This is a genomic window from Methanoculleus sp., from assembly GCF_030019085.1.
In the GTDB taxonomy this organism is placed as follows: Archaea; Halobacteriota; Methanomicrobia; order Methanomicrobiales; family Methanoculleaceae; genus Methanoculleus.
Window position 1 is genome coordinate 39,637 of record NZ_JASEFJ010000004.1, and the last position, 19,375, is coordinate 59,011.

14 protein-coding genes and 2 pseudogenes are annotated in these 19,375 nt (G+C 62.4%); 7 read left to right on the forward strand and 9 right to left on the reverse strand.

Features of this window, described 5'->3' with window-relative positions; all coding sequences use genetic code 11:
• Positions 1-5: 5 nt before the first annotated feature.
• Genes QMC91_RS03335 through QMC91_RS03350 form a run of 4 tightly spaced genes read right to left on the reverse strand, consistent with a single transcriptional unit; the run spans position 6 to position 6,939 of the window.
• The gene (locus tag QMC91_RS03335; RefSeq protein WP_300235322.1) at positions 6-1,604 is read right to left on the reverse strand and encodes an ATP-binding protein; all 1,599 of its coding nucleotides are present in this window, start codon (positions 1,602-1,604) and stop codon (positions 6-8) included.
• Entirely contained in the window at positions 1,582-2,619 is a 1,038-nt protein-coding gene (locus QMC91_RS03340) for a DNA double-strand break repair nuclease NurA (RefSeq protein WP_300235325.1), read from the reverse strand. Before QMC91_RS03340 ends, QMC91_RS03335 begins: the two co-directional genes overlap by 23 nt.
• Entirely contained in the window at positions 2,619-5,792 is a 3,174-nt protein-coding gene (locus QMC91_RS03345) for an AAA family ATPase (RefSeq protein WP_300235328.1), read from the reverse strand. Before QMC91_RS03345 ends, QMC91_RS03340 begins: the two co-directional genes overlap by 1 nt.
• Positions 5,779-6,939, reverse strand: coding sequence for an exonuclease SbcCD subunit D (locus QMC91_RS03350; protein WP_300235333.1), 1,161 nt, complete (start codon positions 6,937-6,939; stop codon positions 5,779-5,781). The genes QMC91_RS03345 and QMC91_RS03350 overlap by 14 nt, the downstream gene beginning before the upstream one ends.
• A gap of 120 nt (positions 6,940-7,059) precedes the next feature.
• Here QMC91_RS03350 and QMC91_RS03355 point away from each other — a divergent pair, with 120 nt between their 5' ends.
• Positions 7,060-7,242 (forward strand): hypothetical protein, encoded by a 183-nt coding sequence (locus QMC91_RS03355; protein WP_300235336.1) that lies wholly within the window; start codon positions 7,060-7,062, stop codon positions 7,240-7,242.
• Positions 7,239-8,417, forward strand: a complete 1,179-nt coding sequence (pscS, locus tag QMC91_RS03360; RefSeq protein WP_300235338.1) for an O-phospho-L-seryl-tRNA:Cys-tRNA synthase — start codon at positions 7,239-7,241, stop codon at positions 8,415-8,417. Before QMC91_RS03355 ends, pscS begins: the two co-directional genes overlap by 4 nt.
• Positions 8,418-8,615: 198 nt before the next feature.
• Here the strand turns inward: pscS and thiI are convergent, their stop codons facing one another.
• On the reverse strand, positions 8,616-9,812 hold the full coding sequence (gene thiI / locus QMC91_RS03365; RefSeq protein ID WP_300235341.1) for a tRNA uracil 4-sulfurtransferase ThiI: 1,197 nt from the start codon (positions 9,810-9,812) through the stop codon (positions 8,616-8,618).
• A gap of 529 nt (positions 9,813-10,341) precedes the next feature.
• Between thiI and QMC91_RS03370 the strand changes: the two genes are divergently transcribed.
• From QMC91_RS03370 to sugE, 3 genes are all read left to right on the forward strand, one after another.
• Positions 10,342-10,980, forward strand: a complete 639-nt coding sequence (locus QMC91_RS03370) for a DUF2150 family protein (protein ID WP_300235343.1) — start codon at positions 10,342-10,344, stop codon at positions 10,978-10,980.
• Positions 10,977-11,429: a DUF5814 domain-containing protein gene (locus QMC91_RS03375; RefSeq protein ID WP_300235347.1), complete on the forward strand. Its 453-nt coding sequence runs from the start codon at positions 10,977-10,979 to the stop codon at positions 11,427-11,429. The genes QMC91_RS03370 and QMC91_RS03375 overlap by 4 nt, the downstream gene beginning before the upstream one ends.
• Positions 11,430-11,864: 435 nt before the next feature.
• Positions 11,865-12,194, forward strand: a complete 330-nt coding sequence (gene sugE, locus QMC91_RS03380; RefSeq protein WP_300235350.1) for a quaternary ammonium compound efflux SMR transporter SugE — start codon at positions 11,865-11,867, stop codon at positions 12,192-12,194.
• Positions 12,195-12,316: 122 nt separating this feature from the next.
• Here the strand turns inward: sugE and QMC91_RS03385 are convergent.
• The 4 genes and pseudogenes from QMC91_RS03385 to QMC91_RS03400 all read right to left on the reverse strand — a co-directional run.
• A pseudogene (locus tag QMC91_RS03385) lies at positions 12,317-12,514 on the reverse strand (ADP-ribosylglycohydrolase family protein); the annotation flags it as partial.
• Between the two features lie 71 nt (positions 12,515-12,585).
• A pseudogene (locus QMC91_RS03390) lies at positions 12,586-12,684 on the reverse strand (ADP-ribosylglycohydrolase family protein); the annotation flags it as partial.
• 32 nt (positions 12,685-12,716) lie between these two features.
• Positions 12,717-12,899 carry an ADP-ribosylglycohydrolase family protein gene (locus tag QMC91_RS03395; protein WP_300235353.1) on the reverse strand — a complete coding sequence of 61 codons (183 nt, stop codon included), beginning with the start codon at positions 12,897-12,899 and terminating at the stop codon, positions 12,717-12,719.
• Positions 12,815-12,991 carry a hypothetical protein gene (locus QMC91_RS03400; RefSeq protein ID WP_300235527.1) on the reverse strand — a complete coding sequence of 59 codons (177 nt, stop codon included), beginning with the start codon at positions 12,989-12,991 and terminating at the stop codon, positions 12,815-12,817. The genes QMC91_RS03395 and QMC91_RS03400 overlap by 85 nt, the downstream gene beginning before the upstream one ends.
• A 113-nt stretch (positions 12,992-13,104) precedes the next feature.
• Here QMC91_RS03400 and QMC91_RS03405 point away from each other — a divergent pair, with 113 nt between their 5' ends.
• Positions 13,105-16,161, forward strand: coding sequence for a PD-(D/E)XK nuclease family protein (locus QMC91_RS03405; protein ID WP_300235356.1), 3,057 nt, complete (start codon positions 13,105-13,107; stop codon positions 16,159-16,161).
• On the forward strand, positions 16,148-19,357 hold the full coding sequence (locus QMC91_RS03410) for an exodeoxyribonuclease V subunit beta (protein WP_300235358.1): 3,210 nt from the start codon (positions 16,148-16,150) through the stop codon (positions 19,355-19,357). The genes QMC91_RS03405 and QMC91_RS03410 overlap by 14 nt, the downstream gene beginning before the upstream one ends.
• The last annotated feature ends 18 nt before the right edge of the window (positions 19,358-19,375 follow it).

Consider the following 19,375-nt stretch of genomic DNA (forward strand, 5'->3'; position numbering starts at 1 on the left):
TGATCCTAAAACGTCTTTTCAAGCCCCTCGTCTATCGCCCGCGCCGCAGGTCTCCTGTTGAGTTCCTCGATATAGTCCTCGTAGAGATGGATCCGGGTGCTCACCGGGAACGGTATCTTGAGGGTGCTGATGACCGCTTCTCCCGCTTCAAGGGTCTGGATCTCGGTATCCATGCGCGAGAGGTCCTGTTTTGCACTGCTTGCGATGATCTCTCTATCGCCGCGATCTGAGAGTCCCATCACAACAAATGTGTTTATCTGCGCAAGGACACGGGCGTCGATGTTCTTTGGCTGCTGGGTGACCACGCAGAGGCCCACACCGAACTTCCGCCCCTCCATCGCCGCCTCCCGGAACGTCCTTGTGCTTCCGGGCCCTGAACCCAGCACCCGCTGCGCCTCCTCGATGGTTATCAGCACCTGTTTTGGCTCCCTCTCGCCATCGAGATCCTCACCCTGATGGCTCCGCATTATCCTTCGCGTTATGATCGAGAGGACGAAGAGTTCGCTCTGCTCGCTCATGCCGGGTATGTCGATCAGGACGACCCTGTTCTCGTGGAGGTCTTTTAAGATATCGGGGATCGACGAGCCCTGCTTTCTGAAGAAACGCTGGTTCCGGTTCATCATGCCCGCGATACGCCGCTGCACAACCGAGAGTGTGCTCGGCGAGAAGTTCTTGAGGTCTCGTGCAATCCCGGGATGCGGCCCCCTGTATGTCCCGGCATCAAACGTCGCGAAATCGGTCGTCTGGAAGAACTCAATCAGGTCCGAACCCGGCCTGTCCGCGAGCATCTCCACAACCTCCCGCTGGGGCGGCGAGTGTTCGTAGAGCAGGAGGAGGTCAGGCGCGCTGAAATCGTCGTGGTCAAGGTAGAGGCGGTTGAGGTGATACTTCCTGATGAAATCGTCCCCTCTGGTGGAGAAGACCGCAAGCCCATCCCTGCCAGCCTGGTAGTGGAGGAGCCCCCTTGTAGCCTCGCCGCTCGAGGACCGTCCTCCGGCCACGTACTCCCCGTGCGGGTCGACTATAAGGAGCCCGAACCTGCGGGCGCGCATGCATGAAGCGCAGAAGACCTTCATGAAGTTGCTCTTCCCCATCCCGGTCGTTGCAAAGACGCCCATGTGCTGGCGCATCACCGGCGCGTGGAGCGCCACCCTGACATCTCTAAATACGCCCTGGCCGTTCTTCATCACCCCCACCTCGATATCCCCCATCACCTGTTGCAGGAACCCAAAATCACGGGACTCCGGGCGCTCCACGCGTGAGAACTTTGCCGGGATCGTCCGGGGCTTACGGAAGACGCCGTCTCCCCCGACGTAGCCTAGCGGTGTAGCCTCGACCAGTATAAAGACGTCCTCACCTATGCCGTAGAAATGTTCGGTGTGGGGGCGGGTGTCCCATTTCGGGTCGGAAAAGTTGCAGTCGTGGACAAGGTCGCTCACCTTTGCAAAGAACGTAAGCCCCTTGACGCCATCTGTGATCTTTAAGACATCTCCAAGGTAGAGTCTCTCGTCATGCGGGACGGCAAACCTGTAACTGAGCACCCGATCGCCGATCAGGCGATATTTCGAGGCGTCATCGCCGTCAATATCGATCAAACTCGTCATGGTAATCACCAAATATGCCGACGTAGTCGGAAAGGCTCATCCCAAGTCTGTCCAGACCGCCGATGATATCCTGGCGGACCTGCTCGACCGCGTCCTGCGTTATCCTTGTTGTGAGATGGGCATCGAGGAGGGGGTAGGGGTAGCCCGTCACCCTCCCGTCGTCAGAGTAGGTCGCAAGCCCGGAGAAGACCGCATCAACCATATCGGGGGTGTAGTAGCCCGGGATCTCCACCTTGAACGCCCGCCCTGCACGCGGGTGCAACCGCGCAATGTACTGCTCCCCCCTCTGTTTCCAGGTCTGTGTCTCCTGGCGGTCGATCAGGTCGCCTGCGCCGGAGACGCAGAGGTACCAGGGCGCGACAACGCCAAGGTCGCGTGCAAGCCCCTCCGCCGCCGGGACTACCGGGTATCCTCCGCCCCAGGTCAGGGATGTCCGTTTTGTCACCGCGGCTATGAGAACCCCACGCAGGTTGCAGAGGTTCAGGAGAGCCTCGATAACCTCGGCGTGGCTGGCGTGCCGGACCTGGAGCGTGCCGTCAAGGACGAGGAGGTCGCCTGTATCGAGTTCTGCGGCCATCTCCATCGCCGACCAGAGTTCCAGGGTGTCCCGGACGACGGCGGCGTTTCGGGCGGGGTCGTCGTGGTCGAGAGGTGCCCGGGGGTGACGGCGGAAACAGTCGTAGAAGATCTCGTCGAAGTCACTGTTCCCGGCGCCGGGGTTGACCGTGAGGACGTGCAACGGCGTTGTCCGGCGGTAGAGGCGCTTGCCGCGGGCACAGGTACTGACCGAGGCCCTGACGGCGGCGATGGCAAAACTTCCGGCGTCAAGGATGATGGCGTTGCTCCCGTCCACCGCACAGACGGCGCCGTCAAACCCGGGTTCGAAATGGGTGTAGGTGGTCGCATCAAACCCGCCTGCGGTTGCAAACCGCGTGGAAAGGTCTGAGGGGGCGCAGTCCCGGATCCTCGCCGCCACGCGCCGGATCGCCTCGCGGTAGGCGGTCTCTGCGTCCATCAGTCGACCACCCTGACCTGACTCGTCTGGTCCGGGCCCATCTCGACGAGCAACGTCGTCGAGAACTCGTCCTGGACCTCGCTTATGTGGGATATGAGTATGATCTGGGGGAAATACGCTTCCTGGGTCCGGAGTGCCCGGAGGAGGTTTGCCCGCCGTTCCTCGTCCTGGCTCCCGAAGATCTCATCAAAGATCAGGAACGTTGAGTCGTGCACCTGGTTCACCCCGGCAAGGAACCGGGAGAGGGCCACCCGGAGAGCGATGGCGATATCGTCCTGTTCCCCGCCGCTGAACCGGTCAGCCGGATAGTCCTCCCCCATCTCGTGGACGAGGACGGCGAAGTCGTCGTCCAGCATGACCGTGTTGTAACGCCCGTCGGTGATCTCTGCAAGCACCCGGCCCGCCTCCTCCTCGATCCTGCCCCGGACAACCTGGAGGAGGTAGTCGATGTAGTCTTTGATCAGCGACCGGGTCAGTTTCAACCGCCCGATCTCAACCGTGAGCGCGTCACGCTCCCGGCCGAGTTCTTCTGCGCGGGAGAGCCTTGTGCCCTCCTGCTCGATCTCAGCCTCGAGGCTTCGTATCCGAAGGCCGGCGGCGTATATACGATCCCGTGCCGCCGCAAGGTTCTGCTCACAACCGGCAACCCTCTCCTCCGCCGTATTTACCATCGAGTCGTCAAACCCGAGTTCCTCGATGGCAGAGCGGACGCGGAGCAGTTCGGCCTCCCTCTCTCCAAGGAGATCGCGCCTGGCGCTGAGTGCCTCTACCAGTCGTGGGACCTCCTCGAGACGGACGCGGAGTTCGAGCGCCCGCCGATACGCCGATTCGGCACGGTCGTACTCCTGGCTGAGGCGTTCGAATCGCTCCGGGTCAAACGAGAGACCGGCAAGTTCGTCCATGACGCCCTGCAACCGTTCCCGGAGCCCATCGAGCCTGGCGGTGATAGCATCCAGGTCATCTTCCAGCGCCGGCCGCCGCGCAAGTCTGGTCTGCGCCTCGGTGTATGCCCGGGATGCTGGTTCCAGGGCCGCTGCCTCTGCTTCCAGGCGCTTCAGGGCCTCCGGGTCAAACCCGAGCCGTGAGAGTCTGGCCTCGGCCTCCTCCCTCCGGGCCAGGTGATCCGCAACATCGGCGATGAGTCGCTTCCTCTCCTCCTGGAGAGGCAAAAGACGGCTGCATTCGCCCCGGAGGGTATCGGCCGTCGCCCGTTTCCCGGCAAGGACGCGGATCCGTTCTCTGAGAGCGTCATGTTCCGCCGGGTCGTAACCTTCAAGACCGAGAGCCCGGATCGCGGCCCGGTGCTCCTCAGCTTCGGCCTGCCACCGCCTCATCAGGTCGGCGCTCTGCTCGTAGCGGGACGTTGAGAGAGCCTGCTGTTCCTTCAGGCGCTGGAGGGTTGTGCGCTGGGCATATAGGTTCTTTAGTTCGGCAGCGAGGCTCTTCTGGCCGGCAACCGCCTGTGCGTAATCCTCTTCGAGATCGGCAAGCGCCCTCTCCATCGATCCGGCGGTTGATGCGAGGTCAGCAAGCAGGTCATCGTAATGGTCACCGAGACCCTGGTGGCACATCGGGCACGTCCCCTCAGGCCCGGCGGCGAGGATCTCTTCCCGGTGCCCGGTCACCTTCTGGATCTCCCGGAGGATCGCTTCCCGGCGTTCGGCGAAGGCACTGATCCGCGACGTCAGGTCGTCCTTCCTCCGTTCAGCCGCCTCGATCCGCTCCTCGACGCCCTCGAGTTCAGCAATCTCTCGGGCAAGTTCGGCGATCTCGCTCTCGAACCGGCGCACCGCCGCGGATGCGGCCTCGACCTCGCGCAGAGACCGTTCCACCTGTCGCGCGTGTTCCTGCGCCTCCTGAAACACCTCCAGACGGGCGAGCAGGCTCTCGTAGTCCGCGGTCTCCTCCTCGAGCGCACGGAGGAGCCTCTCCTTCTCCTCGAGGTCCTGGATCTCGGCCCGGTTCTCCACGACAAGCCGCTCCAGGTGAGCAAACCGCCCGTCCAGACGTGCGATCTCCTCCCGGAGGGCGTCATACCCTGGCTGAAGGGCTTTCATCGCCGCGATACGCTCGCGAAGAGATAGGGCGTCCCTGACATCCCCTTCAAGTGCGGCAACCGTACGCTCATCCTCTTTAAGCGCCGCAAGGTCGGCCTCAATCTTTGAACGGCGGTCGGCATGGTCACGGATCTGCTCCTCGAGACTGGCTGCTTCGAGGCCCAGGCGCCCGGCAAGCGCCTTCTCCTCTGCAAGCGCGGCGACCTCTGACCTCAGAGACTCGTAGCGGTCGGCGAGGGGCTGGAGTTCGTCAAGGTCGGCCCTGAGTCGCTGCCGGGCCGCGATCTCGCGCTCCATATCCCGGCACTCGGCCCGTAGCCGCTCGATATCGGCCGTTAGCCTCTCTTCCTCACGCCCAAGTTCCCGGTAGCGTTCACGGAGGGCAAGCAACCTCTCATACTCACGGCGAGCACGCTCAACCTCTTCGCGGGCGTCGGTCTCCGCGGCCCGGGCCTTCGCTGCCTCCTGCTCCGCACCGGCAAGCGCTGTCCGCAGTTCCAGGAGGTGCTCGCGGATCCCGTCAGCGTCCAGTTCCTGGAGCCTGCCGGAGAGTTCCCGGCACGTCCCCTCCCGGGCATCTATGAGTTCCTTGAGATACTCCATGCTGTCCTTTTTGAGGTAATCGATGCCCAGCACCTGCATAAACCAGTCTTTCCTTGACCCGGCACGACTCTCGAGCAGTGCGAGGAGTTCCTTCTGCCCGGCGTATATGGTGTTCCGGAAGTCGCCCGGCCCCATCCCCACGATCCGCTGGATCTCCGAAGATACCTTCTGGACGCTGTTTGCCAGGAGTTTCTGGTTCAGGTGGAGGCTGGCCTCATGCAGGGTCGAGGACGGGCGGCGTTTGAACCTCCGGAGAACTGCGTAATCGTTCCCGCCGACAGAAAAGTCCAGTCGGACCTCGCAGACGTCCTGCGGGCCGGCAAACGAGCTGACGATGTAGTCACCGTCAAGCCCGGTTCCCTGGAGACCGTAGAGCGCAAACAGGATACCGCTGACGATACTGCTCTTCCCGGCGCCGTTGTTCCCGATGATCCCGGTAATACCGTCCTGGAAGATTATCTCCTGGTCACGGAACCGTTTGAAGTTCTTCATCCGGAGCCTATTCAGCAGCACTCTCTCCCTCCCTGTGGCGTGCGATGACCGACCGGAGCACCTCTGTCCCGGTCTTCTTCACAAACTCTGCGTCGGCAGGCGCAAGATGCTCCTTCTCCACAAACCTCTCGAACTCGGTGACGTAGTCGAGACCTGCAAGCGAGTCCTGATGAAATACGTGGTAAGGGTCATCGACGGCCATGGCCCGCAACTTCAGGTCCAGGCTGCGGTTCCGGAGGTCCTGGAGGGCTTTCTGGTCGAGGGCGCGGAGTGTCTCGCGACGTATCCCATCAAGCGTGATCTGGCAGATCGCGCCCTCGATCTCGTCCCACCGGGCGGAGGCCGCCTCCAGGATGGACGCGACAACCTCCCCGGCCGTCAGACCGTCACAGTTGATCCGGCCCAGGTTGAGCATCGGCGTGTGTGGAAGGTCGATATGCTCGACCTTTCCGGTGGCAGGGTTCACCAGGAGTCCGCCCTTCTCATCGTCGATCTCGCCGTAGTTACAGTACTCAAGCGACCCGCTGTACCAGGCGTTATCCGCGACCTGGACCTGGCCGTGGTAGTGGCCGAGCGCGATGTAGTCGAACCGGTCGGAGAGGAGGGTCGCGTCAAGTTCGTGCTCGGCGACTGTGTGGAGTCGGTGGTCAGAGAGGATGCTTGCAAGCCCATGGGTGACAAGCACGTCCGTGCCGCCGGAGAACTCGATCTCCTCAAACGCCCTTCGATAACCCCCGGGCTCGATCATGTTCGGGATGAGGTGAAAGACCGTCTCCCCCAGTTCGACCCGCCGGTAGCGGTTGTTGTGGGCGACGTAGAGGTCTGCTGCACGGTAGCCCCCGCGTTCCAGCACCTCAAACGGCGATGCCGTGTAACGCGTCCTGGCCATGCTGTGGTTGCCCGCGACCACGATCATGGGAATCCCGGCCTGGTGCAACCGTGAGAGTGCGTCGAGCGCCGTCGTGTAGGCGCGGGTCTTTGGTTTGACCTGGTGGAAGAGGTCGCCGGCATGGACGAGCGCATCGGGGCGCATGGCGATTATGCGGTCGATAGCGGCGAGGAAGTTGTTGTAGATGAGTTGTTCACGCAGGTTCATCCCGGTCTCCGGGTCGACGCGGCTAAAGGCCGATAATCCAAGGTGTGTGTCCGCCAGGTGAACGATCTTCATGCTTTATAGTACTCCGTTGTGGCCAGAGTATAAATGCCTGATCTGCGCGGCGTGAAAGTGTTCAAAGGCCATAATACGCGCAATCTAATATACCCTCACTGATATCTGTATGGTGATATTATGTCAAAAAGGGCCGTTGATGCAGTTTTTCAGGCACTCTTCCTTCTCTCCGATATCCGGTTCCTTCTCCGGGAGACCGCTCCCGATCATGAACTGGACGAGGGAGAGCGAGAACGTGCCGCAACAATCCTGGAAAAGGTGAGACGGCAGGTTACAATCCTTGAAGAGGAGCTGGTCGGGTGAAGTGCGCCTCCGATATCGAGGTCCGCGATGTGGAGGAGATGTACATCAACATCGACCCCATCCAGGCAGGGGGACGGCTAACCGCGGACGCCATGAAGGCGGTGATAGCATATGCCGACGGCTACTCGGTCTGTGACAACTGCCGGAAACCGTTCAGGCTCGATTATATCCAGAAACCTCCGATCGCTCAGTTCCACGCCGACCTTGCCCGGTGGCTGAATATGGATACCGCGCGGGTGGTCCCCGGAGCGCGCCGGGGGTTCCAGGCGGTCGCGAGCAGTCTCGTGGAGAGGGGCGACCCGGTGATCCTGACCTCGCTTGCCCACTATACGGAGTACCTGGCGATCGAGGAGGCGGGGGGGGTCCCGCGCGAGATCCCGAAGGATGGATCAAACCGGATCACCGCCGACGCTGCGGCGGAGAGGATAGAGGCGGTGATCCGGGAGTTCTCAAGGACGCCGCCGCTCCTCTTCCTCGACCATGTCGATTACCAGTACGGGAACGTCCACGACGTTGCCGGGATCATAAAGGTCGCCCACCAGTATGACATCCCGGTGCTGGTCAACGGCGCCTACACGGTGGGGATCATGCCCGTCGACGGAAAAGCGCTTGGCGCCGACTTCCTGGTGGGTTCGGGGCACAAGAGCATGGCCGCCCCGGCACCATCGGGGGTTCTTGCGACAGTGGAAGAATACGCCGGGAAGGTCTTCCGGACGACGGAGGCAAGGGGGGATCTGACCGGGAGGACGTTCGGGATAAAGGAGGTCGAGATGATGGGCTGCACCCTGATGGGCGTTACCGTCGTCGGTATGATGGCCTCGTTCCCTCACGTCCAGGAACGGGTGAAAGGCTGGGAGACGGAGGTTGCGCATTCTCAGGCGGTCGTTGACGCCCTTCTCTCCATCGAGGGGACGAAGGTGCTCTCAGAGTACCCGAGAAGGCACACCCTGACCCGGGTCGATACACGTGAGTCTTTTGACCGCGTTGCGCAGCAGCACAAGAAGAAGGGCTATTTCCTCTCGAACGACCTCAAGAAGAGGGGTGTTATCGGTGTCATCCCGGGTTCAACCCGGGTCTGGAAGTTCAACACCTTTGGGCTGACCGAAAACCAGATCCGGCATCTCTCGGAGGCGTTTGTCGAGATTGCGCGGGATAACGGGTTGAATTGTCTCTGAGGGATCCTCGGACCTCTCTTTTGAGCGGGGGCGTGTGGATCGGGGCGGTGTTCTGTCAAACACCTGGACCCCGGGGGCTCTCACGCATCCCCTGATCATTTATGCTGATTGCACGGATCTCGAGGGGGTATCGCGACGCGGGGTGTGGCGGCGCAAAACTTCAGAAACGGTCTTTCATGATGGAGTTGCAACCACCTCTCACCCAACCTCCTCGAGCACCCCATTCTTCGCCCGGTACCGCCACACACTCGCCGCCGCCCTTCTCGCCAGCCCCGGGGCATCGATCTCCTCCTCGATCCGTGCGATCGTCTCAGCAGGCGCTGCCGTCGAGGGGTAGCGGGGGGCGACCGCACAGCCGACGTCTCCGGGATGAGCCTCGAACGTCCCGATGCTGCGGGCGCGCCCGACAACCTCTTCCTTGTCAAACCCGATCAGCGGTCGGAGCAGCGGGAGTGTCGTTGCGGCGGAGATCACCGCCATGTTCGCGAGTGTCTGGGAAGCCACCTGACCCAGGTTATCGCCGGTGACGATGGCGTGTGCCCCCTGTTCCCCTGCAAGGATGCCTGCCACACGGAGCATAAACCGTTTACAGAGGACGCAACGGTAACGTGGCTCTTTTAAGGCGGTGATGACCTCAAAGAACGGTTCCATGTCCACGACAAGGAGGTCGAGGGCGTGGCCCGGCACCCAGGAGGAGAGGCGAGCGTGGTTCTCGAGGACGTTTCGCTCCACGTCGACCCCGCCGAACCGACCGCCATGCATGTTGAGGTGGAGCATACGGCACCCCCGGCGCATCATCAGCCATGAAGCAACCGGCGAGTCTATCCCCGCCGAGAGGAGGCTGACAACCTCTCCCTGGGTGCCGTAAGGGAGTCCGCCGGGCCCGGGTATCTTATCATCGTAAACCAGACCGCCGAACTCCTTTGCCTCGACATGGACCTCGTAATCGGGTCGTGTCAGGTCAACCCTGGCACCGTCCACCCGTTCGAGGATGGCCGATCCGACCGCTGCCGCAAGTTCCTGGCTGGAGAAGCCGGGGACACCAGACCGCCGGGCCCGAACAGCAAACGACATCCCGGGACGGAGGCGTCGCTCTGCGCGTTCGAGGGCCGCTGCCGTTATCACCCCGATCTCGGGCTTCGTCACGGTGCAGACGCTTGCGCTAACCACCCCAAAGACCCTGGCGGCCGCTGCGGCGATCCGGGCCGGGTCGTCACCGTAGATAATGATCCGTCCCCGCGGGGTCTCGATGCGGTGGGCGAGCCCCTGGGCCTCCAGCGCCAGGGCGATGTTCTCCGCCATGGTCGAGACAAACCGTCGTTTCACCCGCTCGCTCTTGAGAAAGACCTCGCCGTACCTGACCATCACCGCTTCCACCGGTTCGGCCCCTCTCATCAAGCGCGGGACTGGATCCGATCCCGAACCGCCCTTCATCACCCTATCATGTGCTCGGTCGTCCCTGATGAATCTTCGCGAATCTGGCAAATTCTCTGAGGCCATCAAACCATTACCTTTCTGGCTCTGCCCCGGTTTGATGAGTCGCTCGCCGCTACGAGAAAAGGAGTATCAGGCTTAGACGTTGAGACAGGGGGAGGCGTTCTGCCCTCTTCGCCTCAGCCCCACCCCGCGAGAGTCCGGGAACGTGTTCCTTCGTCGGTTCGCGCTCAGACCCGCAGAATTCTTATCCTGGAACCAGACGCGGTTTTCCGACCTCCGTTACCACACACTTGCCGCCCCTTATTGAGCGCCGGGAGGTGAGACCGGTCTACAAACGATCTTTCAATAGGGTGTGATTTGAGGCCCGCCGCGCATATTGCCCGGCAATGGTGGCGAGTTTTGTAGTTCAGATCGGTGACCTGATCTTCCCCTGCTTCCTGCAGTACAAGCAAATGGTTTTTAACAGAGGCACTCCGAAGGTACTGATATGGCAAAAAAATCGGCGACGAAAACGGCTGCTAAAGAAGCAGAACCGATGAAGCTCTTCTATATTTTTTATAACCAGGAGCGGTGGGACAACTGGATCGGGAGACTTGAGGAAGCAAGTTTTGAACCCGCAGAAGGCGAAGAGGTCTCGGAAGGGGAGCAGATCCTATACAGTTTTGCCGAGGATATCACACTCTCGGTCTTAAAGATCATCCGCCTCTACCAGAACGGCCGGTTAACAAAAGAGGAGGCCATAGAAAAACTCAACGACGTGGAGTTGCTCGTCATGACCGGGCTACCGGAGGGGAGACTCGAGGATCTCATTGGATCGCTCCAGTTGAGCCTGATCGTGCTCTTCACAGCATGCCGGAAGTATCTCGAGGGCGGGTTTAATACTGATATCAAGACACTTGTGAAGAAAGGCCGGGCCATCGGCGATACAAACCTCGATGAGGCGCTCGAGATTGCGGCCAACATCGGGGCCACCGTGATCGACGGTGCCACCTGTTGTTCGAAGTACATCAAGGAAGACGCAGAGAACCTGAGCCTCTTTGACGACTGGCTCGTTGAGATCGAGACGATGAGTAACGCCATGAAATCGCTTGCAAAGTTTGACGAGGAGCCTGGAGAAGCGGCTTGATCGCAGATAAGGCCCGGTTTAGGGCGGCACGGAAACTTGAGCGGGCAGCAGGGTTCCGCCTCCAGGACCACGTCTTCTCGGGCGGGTTCCTCGAAGCGGTTGGGCGTGGCGTAAACTTTGAGAACCTTGACCGGCGTATGCAGGAGAACCTCCTTGCAATCTTTCGCGACTTCCTGGACTGCAAATGCAAGAACGCTCCATACTGTGGCTGTCCGGAGCGCAAGTTTACCCTGACGATCATCGAACTGCGGGAGATGGGACTTGACCACCGCCAGATCAGCGCCCACCTCCTCGAGGAATACGGGATCGATCTCTACCCGGCCGACATCCTGAGTTTCCTTGAAGACTCTGTCCACATGCTCGAGGCAATACGGGACGTCGCGGAACTCCAGGGCCGGGAGAAAGTGGCGGAGAGCGCCATCGAGCACATAAAGAAGATCGAGCAGTGAACCATCTTTTCCCGACCATCTCCTGTTCTCTCCCGTGGACGCCCCTCCCTGTGGTGTTCGAAGGGACGCGGGAGTGTCGATGCTTCATCGATACAGTCTCCCGGAAAGGTATCTCCCCGTGCAAGGCCTTCCCTGCTATCGCCGATCACTGCCCGCCCCCGGGGGGGCGTGAGGAGGCCGCGGTAGCGGCCGGGTTGCGGGGGGATGTCCCGTCCCCCTCCCCCACGAGGGTGGTTCTCCATAGGCACAGTGTCCTGGCGTGCATCTCCCGCATCAGGCTGAAACCCACCCCATACACGGCCCCCCTCCATGGGCGCTATCGACCCGTCCTGCCCTGCCCGACCGCTTATGCTCTCTGCCACTCTCCCGTATAACCTGGCGTGCTACCCTTCCGGGCAAGATATATCGTTCTTCCGGTCAGAGACCTGAGGTATCATGCAGAACGGAGTCTGGGTAACCCTCTTCTTTGCCGGGGTCCTGGAGGCCGGATGGGCGATCGGGTTGAAGTACACCGAGGGTTTCACGAGACTCGGGCCGTCGGTGGTAACCCTCATCCTGATGGGTGGCAGCCTCTACCTTCTCTCGCGATCGCTCACCGGACTTCCTCTCGGGACAGCCTACGCCGTCTGGACGGGTATCGGTGCGGTGGGAACGGTCATCGCGGGGCTGGTGCTCTTTGACGAGTCGCGGAGCGCTCTCCGCCTCCTCTGCCTCCTCCTGATCGTTGCCGGGATCGTGGGGCTGAAACTCAGTTCGGATGCGTGATAAAACTCGATGAGGTCACGTTTTGCAAGGCACGAGAGCCAGTCTGCCGGTATCGCGGAGACGCCGTAGATGGCTCCCGTGGTATCGGCATCCTCCCCCGGGTTCACCGCCATCAGACAACCCTCCTCAAAGGTGCTGCTCCTGGAAAACGCCCGGAGCGCTGCCTCAAGCGAGGCCGCAACGTAACACCCCGTCCCCGGGTTGCCGGCGGTTCCGTAGTAGAACGACCCCCTTGCAACCTCATCGAACGCGGGGACAGGCGGGTGCTCCTCCCGGTAGCCCGCGACCGGGGATAAGACCGCCGAAGTAGCGGCAGGCATCGACGGACCACCGGCAGCGCGTGGGCGGCCCTCGAACTCTCACCGGCGACCTCGATCGCATTGACCGGGTCGGCAGCGTAGAAGATCGGCACCGGGCAGACCCTCACCAGCGAACCATTGCCCGCGGACTCTTCATCGGTCAGACCCGGGAACGGTTCCCGCGTGCTCATGAACCGCTCGATCGCCCCCCGGGTTCCCGTCCCTATGGAAAAAAGTCTCCCGCGCTTGATAGACGCCCCTCAAGATAGCAGGGGGTGTATCGTTCCAGCTGATCGATCGGGTCAAACCCGCGCCTCTCGATCAGATTCTCGGCACGACAGAGCGCGAGTGAGGTATCGTCCGTCCACTCGCCGGGTTTGAGGTTGTGCGGCCCCCCGCCGACCATCCCCGGGGCTGGCGTGACCCGACCGGCAGACCGGGGGCGTCACCGACGGCCAGGCCGAGCAGGCAACCGCGGTATCGCTCGATCCTCTCCATGGTTAAGAGTTCGGGTAATCCATGCGGAAGACGGTTGCGGTCTCTGGCCGATCCAAATGACAACACTCATCCATCTGTATCCCGGATAACCCTCAAAGAGAGAGTTCGCCCACATGTCACCCGCCGTCCTCTACCGTAACCTGCCCGGTGAAGGGCTCGATGCGTTCATAGCAGAGTTCCGGCGATCCGCCGCCAGAGACCCGTTCGGCACCGTCCTCATCCTTCCGACCTCCAGGATTGTCCGGGAGGTCTACCGCCGCCCTGCCATGGCGGAGGCTCTGCCGGTGCTGACAGAGAGCATAACCACCCTCCCCAGGTTCGCAAGAAGAGTAGTTCTCGATCATGCAGGAGGGGAGACGCTGATCTCGGCTTCGGATACCCGCCTCATCCTTGCCCGGTTGCTTGCCTCCGGCAGGTACCCGCTCCTTGCCGCTACCGGTGCCGTCGAAGAACTCGCGACCCTCTTTGAGGTCTTCATCATGCGCAAAGTAGACTATCCGGCCGCCCTCGGTGACCTTGCAGGCGGTAAAACCGCCGAGATCGCCGCCCTCTTCGAAGCATACCTCCGGTTCCTGGACGACCACGACCTGGTCGACGAGAGCACGCTCATCGCAAGGGCTTCAGACCTCATCGCCGAGACCGGCGGGCCCCCTGCGGTCTACGTATACGGCCTCTTCGAACCGATGCCGCTTGAGCGCGACCTTCTCCTCGCTCTCCGGGAGACCGCAGAAGAGTTTCATTACTCGCTCCCATCCGGTGCAGACCCCGCAGTCTTTGCCGACGACGGCGAGTGGCTCCGCCCCGGTCTTCGCATCGACGGCGGGTCGGAACATGACCCCCGCCGCCTGAGTCTCACCGCTCTCTTCGCCCGTCACGAACCCCTGGAGGCTCTCGGGTATATTTACGTTGCAGAGCGGCGCGACCGGCCTGACGAGGTCCGGGCGATCGCGCAGGAGATCCGAAACCTTCTCGCCGACGGCGTGCGTCCAGATGAGATCGCTGTAGCCTTCCCCGACTTCGCATCGGCGCTCCCCTCTGTTGAGGAGGTCTTCCCTGACTTCGGGATACCCTATTCCGCCCCGGGCGGTCGGCCGCTCACGGCATCACCTCTTATCCGGACGCTGCTCGATCTGGTTTCGGTTCCGCTCCGGGGATACCGGCGGCAGGAGATAGTTGCCCTTGCGACCTCGCCGTATCTCCCGGATCTCGACGGCTGCATGCTCGATCTCATCTCCCGTGAGGCCCGGATCAGATCTGGGCCCTGGGACGACCGGCTTGACGCGCTCAGGCGCGCCCTGGACGATGAACTGGCGGCACCCGATACGCCTGAACCTCTACGCCCCGGGCTCGAGGCGAAGATCGCCGCCATCGATGCTGCACGGGAGATCGTCAGGGAACTGATCGCCGAAGTTGCAACGCTTGAGGGGAGAAAGACGCTCTCAGAGCACCTTACTGCCTACCGCTCGCTCCTCGAACGGTGGGGAGCACCGATCATGCCGGTGGAGGGTGATCCCGGGCTGCTCGAGGGCGAGGCCCGGGATCGAGAAGAGTTCTGGAAGATCCTGACAGCGCTCGACCGTCTTGCCCGACTCTTTCCGGACGAGGAGATACCGCTTGCAGAGTTCTCATCCCTGCTCCGGCACCTTGCCGCCGGGACGCGGGTCTACAGGCGCCCCAATTTGGGTCTCGTTCAGGTAGTCGGCGTTCGCGAGATTGCGCACCTCGAGATCCCCTACCTCTTCATCGGTGACCTGGTCGAAGGGGTGATGCCGCGCCTGACCACCAGGCTCCCGTTTTCCACCGACGCGGAGACCAGGCGTCTCGGGACGCGGACGGGAGAGGATATCCTCAGGGAGGAGCGTTACCAGTTCATCGCGGCTCTCCTCTCCGCACGCCGGCGCGTCTACCTCAGCTGGCCCGCGGCCGAGGACGCAGCGCCGCTGGTCCGCTCCGTCTTCATCGATGCCGTCCTGGAGGGTTTCCACCCGGAGATCTGGGGCGACGGAGAGTTTCCGGACTCCAGGCTTGCCACGGCCCGGCGGGCGGGTGCCACCCTCGCACGGGGGGACGTCCCCTCCCGGGTGCCGCCGGGTCTCTCCGCACGCGAGACAATTCGTAGACTCAACATCGAGAACTATCACCGGTATGGCGGTTACGACTCCCCCTACGACGGAGTTCTCGAGGAGGACCCTGCGATACTCGCGGTGCTTTCCGAACGTTTCGGCGACGGCGTGGTCATCTCCCCGACAGCGCTTGAGACATACGCCGACTGTCCTTTCAGGTTCTACATGGAGCGAGTCCTCGGGTTTGAACCCCTGCCGGAGGCCGATCCTGACCTGACCGCTCAGGAACGCGGGAGCCTGATCCACCGGATCGTCTACCGTTTCTACTCCGACTGGACGTCCGAAGGCAACCCTCCGATCGACGAGACCTGCTACCCGGAGGCCCTCCGCCGGATCCTCGAGATCGCGAGCGATGAGGTGGACGGGTTTTTGCTCGATACCCCCGCCTGGGCCGCGGAGAAGGAACACCTCCTGGGATCGCCGTCGGCAGGGAGAGGGCTGCTCGAGCGGTTCCTCCAGCACGAGATGGAGATTGCCGCATCAGGTCTTCTCCCGCGGGCGTTTGAGGTCTCGTTCGGGCTGCCCGGGGCACCTGGCCCGGTCGAGATCCCGATTGGAGATGGAACCATCCGGTTACGGGGCAGGGTTGACCGTGTCGACGTGCTGCCAGGGGGACGGTTTATTATCACCGATTACAAGACCGGGTCATATCATCCCCGTCTTTCGGATATCGCTGCCGGGAAAGCCCTCCAGCTGCCCCTGTACCTCCTGGCGGTCGAGAAACTCACCGGGATGGAGGGGGTCGCGGGCACCTACTATGTTATCAGACGCGGCGAGGTCAGGAACAGACCGGTCTTCCGGGCTGCCGGGCTTGAGGACTGTTTCTCCGGTTCCCGGCGAAACAGTCTCGATGAAGTCCGGGAAGTGGTGGAGACCGCCCTCTCCTGGACGGAACGCCACCTGGCCGGCATACGCGCCGGTCGGTTCCCGCCCCGCTCCGATACCGGTTCATGCCCCGGTTACTGCGGTTTCCGGACGGTCTGCCGGTTCAACCCGCTACGACTTCTCGTCGCCGGGAAGGAGGTTACACCCGATGGGGCTGACTGAACGCCAGGCGCGTGCCGCGCTTGACCACAGCAAGAGCAGGTGCGTCACCGCCGGGGCCGGCACCGGGAAGACGCACGTCCTCGTGCAGAAGTACATCAGCCTGATCGAGACGGGGGTGAACTTCAGCGAGATACTGGCTCTGACCTTCACCGAGAAGGCGGCCGGTGAGATGAAGGTCCGCGTCCGTCAGGCCATCGCGGAGAAAGAGGGCGAACGCTGGGACGCCGTCCGGGATGAGTTCATGTGGGCAAAGATCTCGACCTTCCACTCTTTCTGCGCCTCGGTCCTGCGTGAGTTTCCCATCGAGGCCGGTGTGGCCCCGTCATTTACCGTCCTTGACGAACGGCAGGCATTCCGGTTGCGGGATGAGGTGATCGACGGTCTCGTCCACGGCAACCCGCCGCCGGGGTGCCGGGAAGCGGTGATCGGGGCGCTCCGGGCCGTCGGGAGATACGGTCTCAAGGAGTATATCGAGAGTCTCTATTCACGCCGCATCGCCGCAGAGGCGTTCTTCGCCGCGCTCGAGAGGAGCGAGGACGATATTATCGAGGCCTGGCAGACGGCCCTGGAACGGCATCGGAGAGCGGCGGTCGAGGGGTTCCTTTTCCGGGCGGGGGACGCGATCGAGACGCTCAGGGATCTTGCCGGCCGTTATCGGGGTGAGCGTGACCCGGCGGAGACCTACCTGCGGGCGATCGAACCCCTGCTGGCGGGCGGGGTGGACGCTGCCGGGGTCGCCGCCCTTCACAGGGGCCAGCGTTTCAGGAGGAATATGGGCCAGAAGAAGAACTGGGCGGGAGACGACCTCGAACGCCTCCGGGCGGCCTACGCCTCTCTCGATGACGCTATCAGCGATTACGCGGACGCCCAATCCCTCACACTCGACCCGAAAGAGCCGTTCACGCTGGCGACGCTTGAGTTTCTCCATGACCTGGGCAGGGTCTTTTCGGCCTTCCTGGAGGCGGTCGAGGCGGAGAAACGGAGAATTAACGCCCTCGACTTTGACGACCTGGTCAACCGCACCCACCGGCTTTTTTCTGACCGGCCGGAGATCCTATCCTCGCATTTCCGTGACCGGTTCAGGTTCATCCTTGTCGATGAGTTCCAGGACACCGACCCCATCCAGAACGAGATCATCCGTGCGCTCCTGGCCGAACGTGCACACCTATTCATCGTCGGCGACCCGAAACAGTCCATATACCTCTTCCGGGAGGCCGATGTGACCCAGTTTACGAATACCCGCGGGTTTATCGAGCGTGAACTTGGCGGGGAGACGGTTGCACTCGATACCAACTTTCGGAGCACCCCCGAGATTCTCGAGTTCACAAACGCTATCTTCGGCGCCCTGATGGCGGAGGCCGGCCGACCCTGGGAGTTCCTCTACGAACCGCTGCGACCGGGTCGAAGTGACGGGGGCGGGTCGGTTGAACTCCTTCTCAGCCCCGAGTCCGGCGACCGGGCGGCTGGACGGCGGGCCGAGGCCGATATGGTGGCGCGAAAGATCCGCCACATGGTCGAGTCAGGGGAAAAAGAGGTCAGCAGCAGGGGTGAGGTCAGGGCTGCGGGTTACGGGGATATCGCCATCCTTCTTGAGCGCCGGACCAACCTCGCCTTCTACGAGTGGGCGCTCGCCCGCTACGCCGTTCCATACCGCGTCCACGCGGGACTCGGGTTCTACGAGCGCCAGGAGGTATACGACCTCTACAACATCCTCCGTTTTCTGGATAACCACCTGGACAATGCAGCGCTCTACGGTCTGCTGCGTTCGCCCTACTTCGGGTTCTCGGATGCAAGGCTCTTTTGTATCGCCAGACTGTCTGGCGACTCGCTCTGGGAAAGGTTGCAGGCGGACGAGGGCGCGGATGCGGTCAGCGCAGCGGCAACCCTGCGGTGCTGGCTCTCGCTCTCCCGGAGACTCCATCCTGCCCTCCTGCTGCGAAGGGTGGTTGAGGAGTCCGGGGTCTTTGCAGTCTTTGGCGGGATGGCCAGGGGCGAACAGGCCGTAGCAAACGTCGAGAAACTTATCGCGATCGCGAGGGACGCAGGATCCCCACTGCTCGGAGAGTTCGTTGACGACCTGGGACGCTCCATCGACGACGCCGGGCGAGAAGGCGACGCCCCTCTTGACCCTGCGTCAGCAGACGCGGTCTCGATCATGACCGTGCACGCTGCAAAGGGGCTTGAGTTCCCGGTCGTCGTGGTCCCCGACCTTGCGGAGACGCCGCGCGCAACAAGAGCAAAGATCATGCAGGGCGAGGGGTTGCTGCTCGGCGTCTCGATCCCGAACCCGGCAAACGATCACGAGCGCGAGGATACACCGATCCTCCGGCTACTCAACGAGGAACACCGGCAGAAGGAGGAGGCAGAACGCAAACGTCTCTTCTACGTTGCCCTGACGAGGGCGGCCAGCCACCTCGTCCTCAGCGGGGAGAGGCCGACCGCCGCCCCCGAGAGCCTTGCGAAGGGCAGGACGCGGATGGACTGGCTTGCCACATCCCTTGGACTATCCGATGAGGTCTACGAGCGGGGCGAGGCGATCCTGGGGAGACTGCGGATCCCGATCACCCTTGACCCGGCAGATATCCCGGTGAATATACCGGATACCGCTCCCGTCTGCCTGCCGATCTTACCGGAGGAGCCCCCCGGGGTTCCGGCGCCCGACCTTCTGGCCGGTGACGAGGAGCGCGTCTACTCCGTGAGCGAGATCGAGGCGCGTCTCCACGACCGGATGGTTCCGGGAGAGGAGGCGCGGATCCGCGGTCTGGTCGTCCATGAGGTCTTTTTTGGGTGTGACCCCGCCGCTGTGCTGCGGCGCTACGGGATGGATGGCGCCCGGGCTTCGGAGTTTCAGGAACTCTACGACCGGTTCCTTGCCTCTCCCCTCATGCAGGATGCGGTCTTTGACCGGCGCGAGGTGCCGTTTCTGGTCCGGTTCGGGAACGTTACCGTCCACGGCGTGATCGACCGTCTGGTAAAGCGGCAGGACGGGACGTGGTTGCTCATCGACTACAAGACAGGACGGCCGGGTGACCCCCGGGACCACGCCGTCCAGATGACAATCTACCGGCACGCAGCCGAAATGATCCTCGGAGCTCCGGTCACGCCATTCCTCTACTTTGTCGACGCCGACCGCTGGGTGGAGGTTGTGGTGGACGAGGAGGAGGTATTTGAGGCTATAGGGCGGGAGATCCGATGACCCTGCCGCTGGAAACCG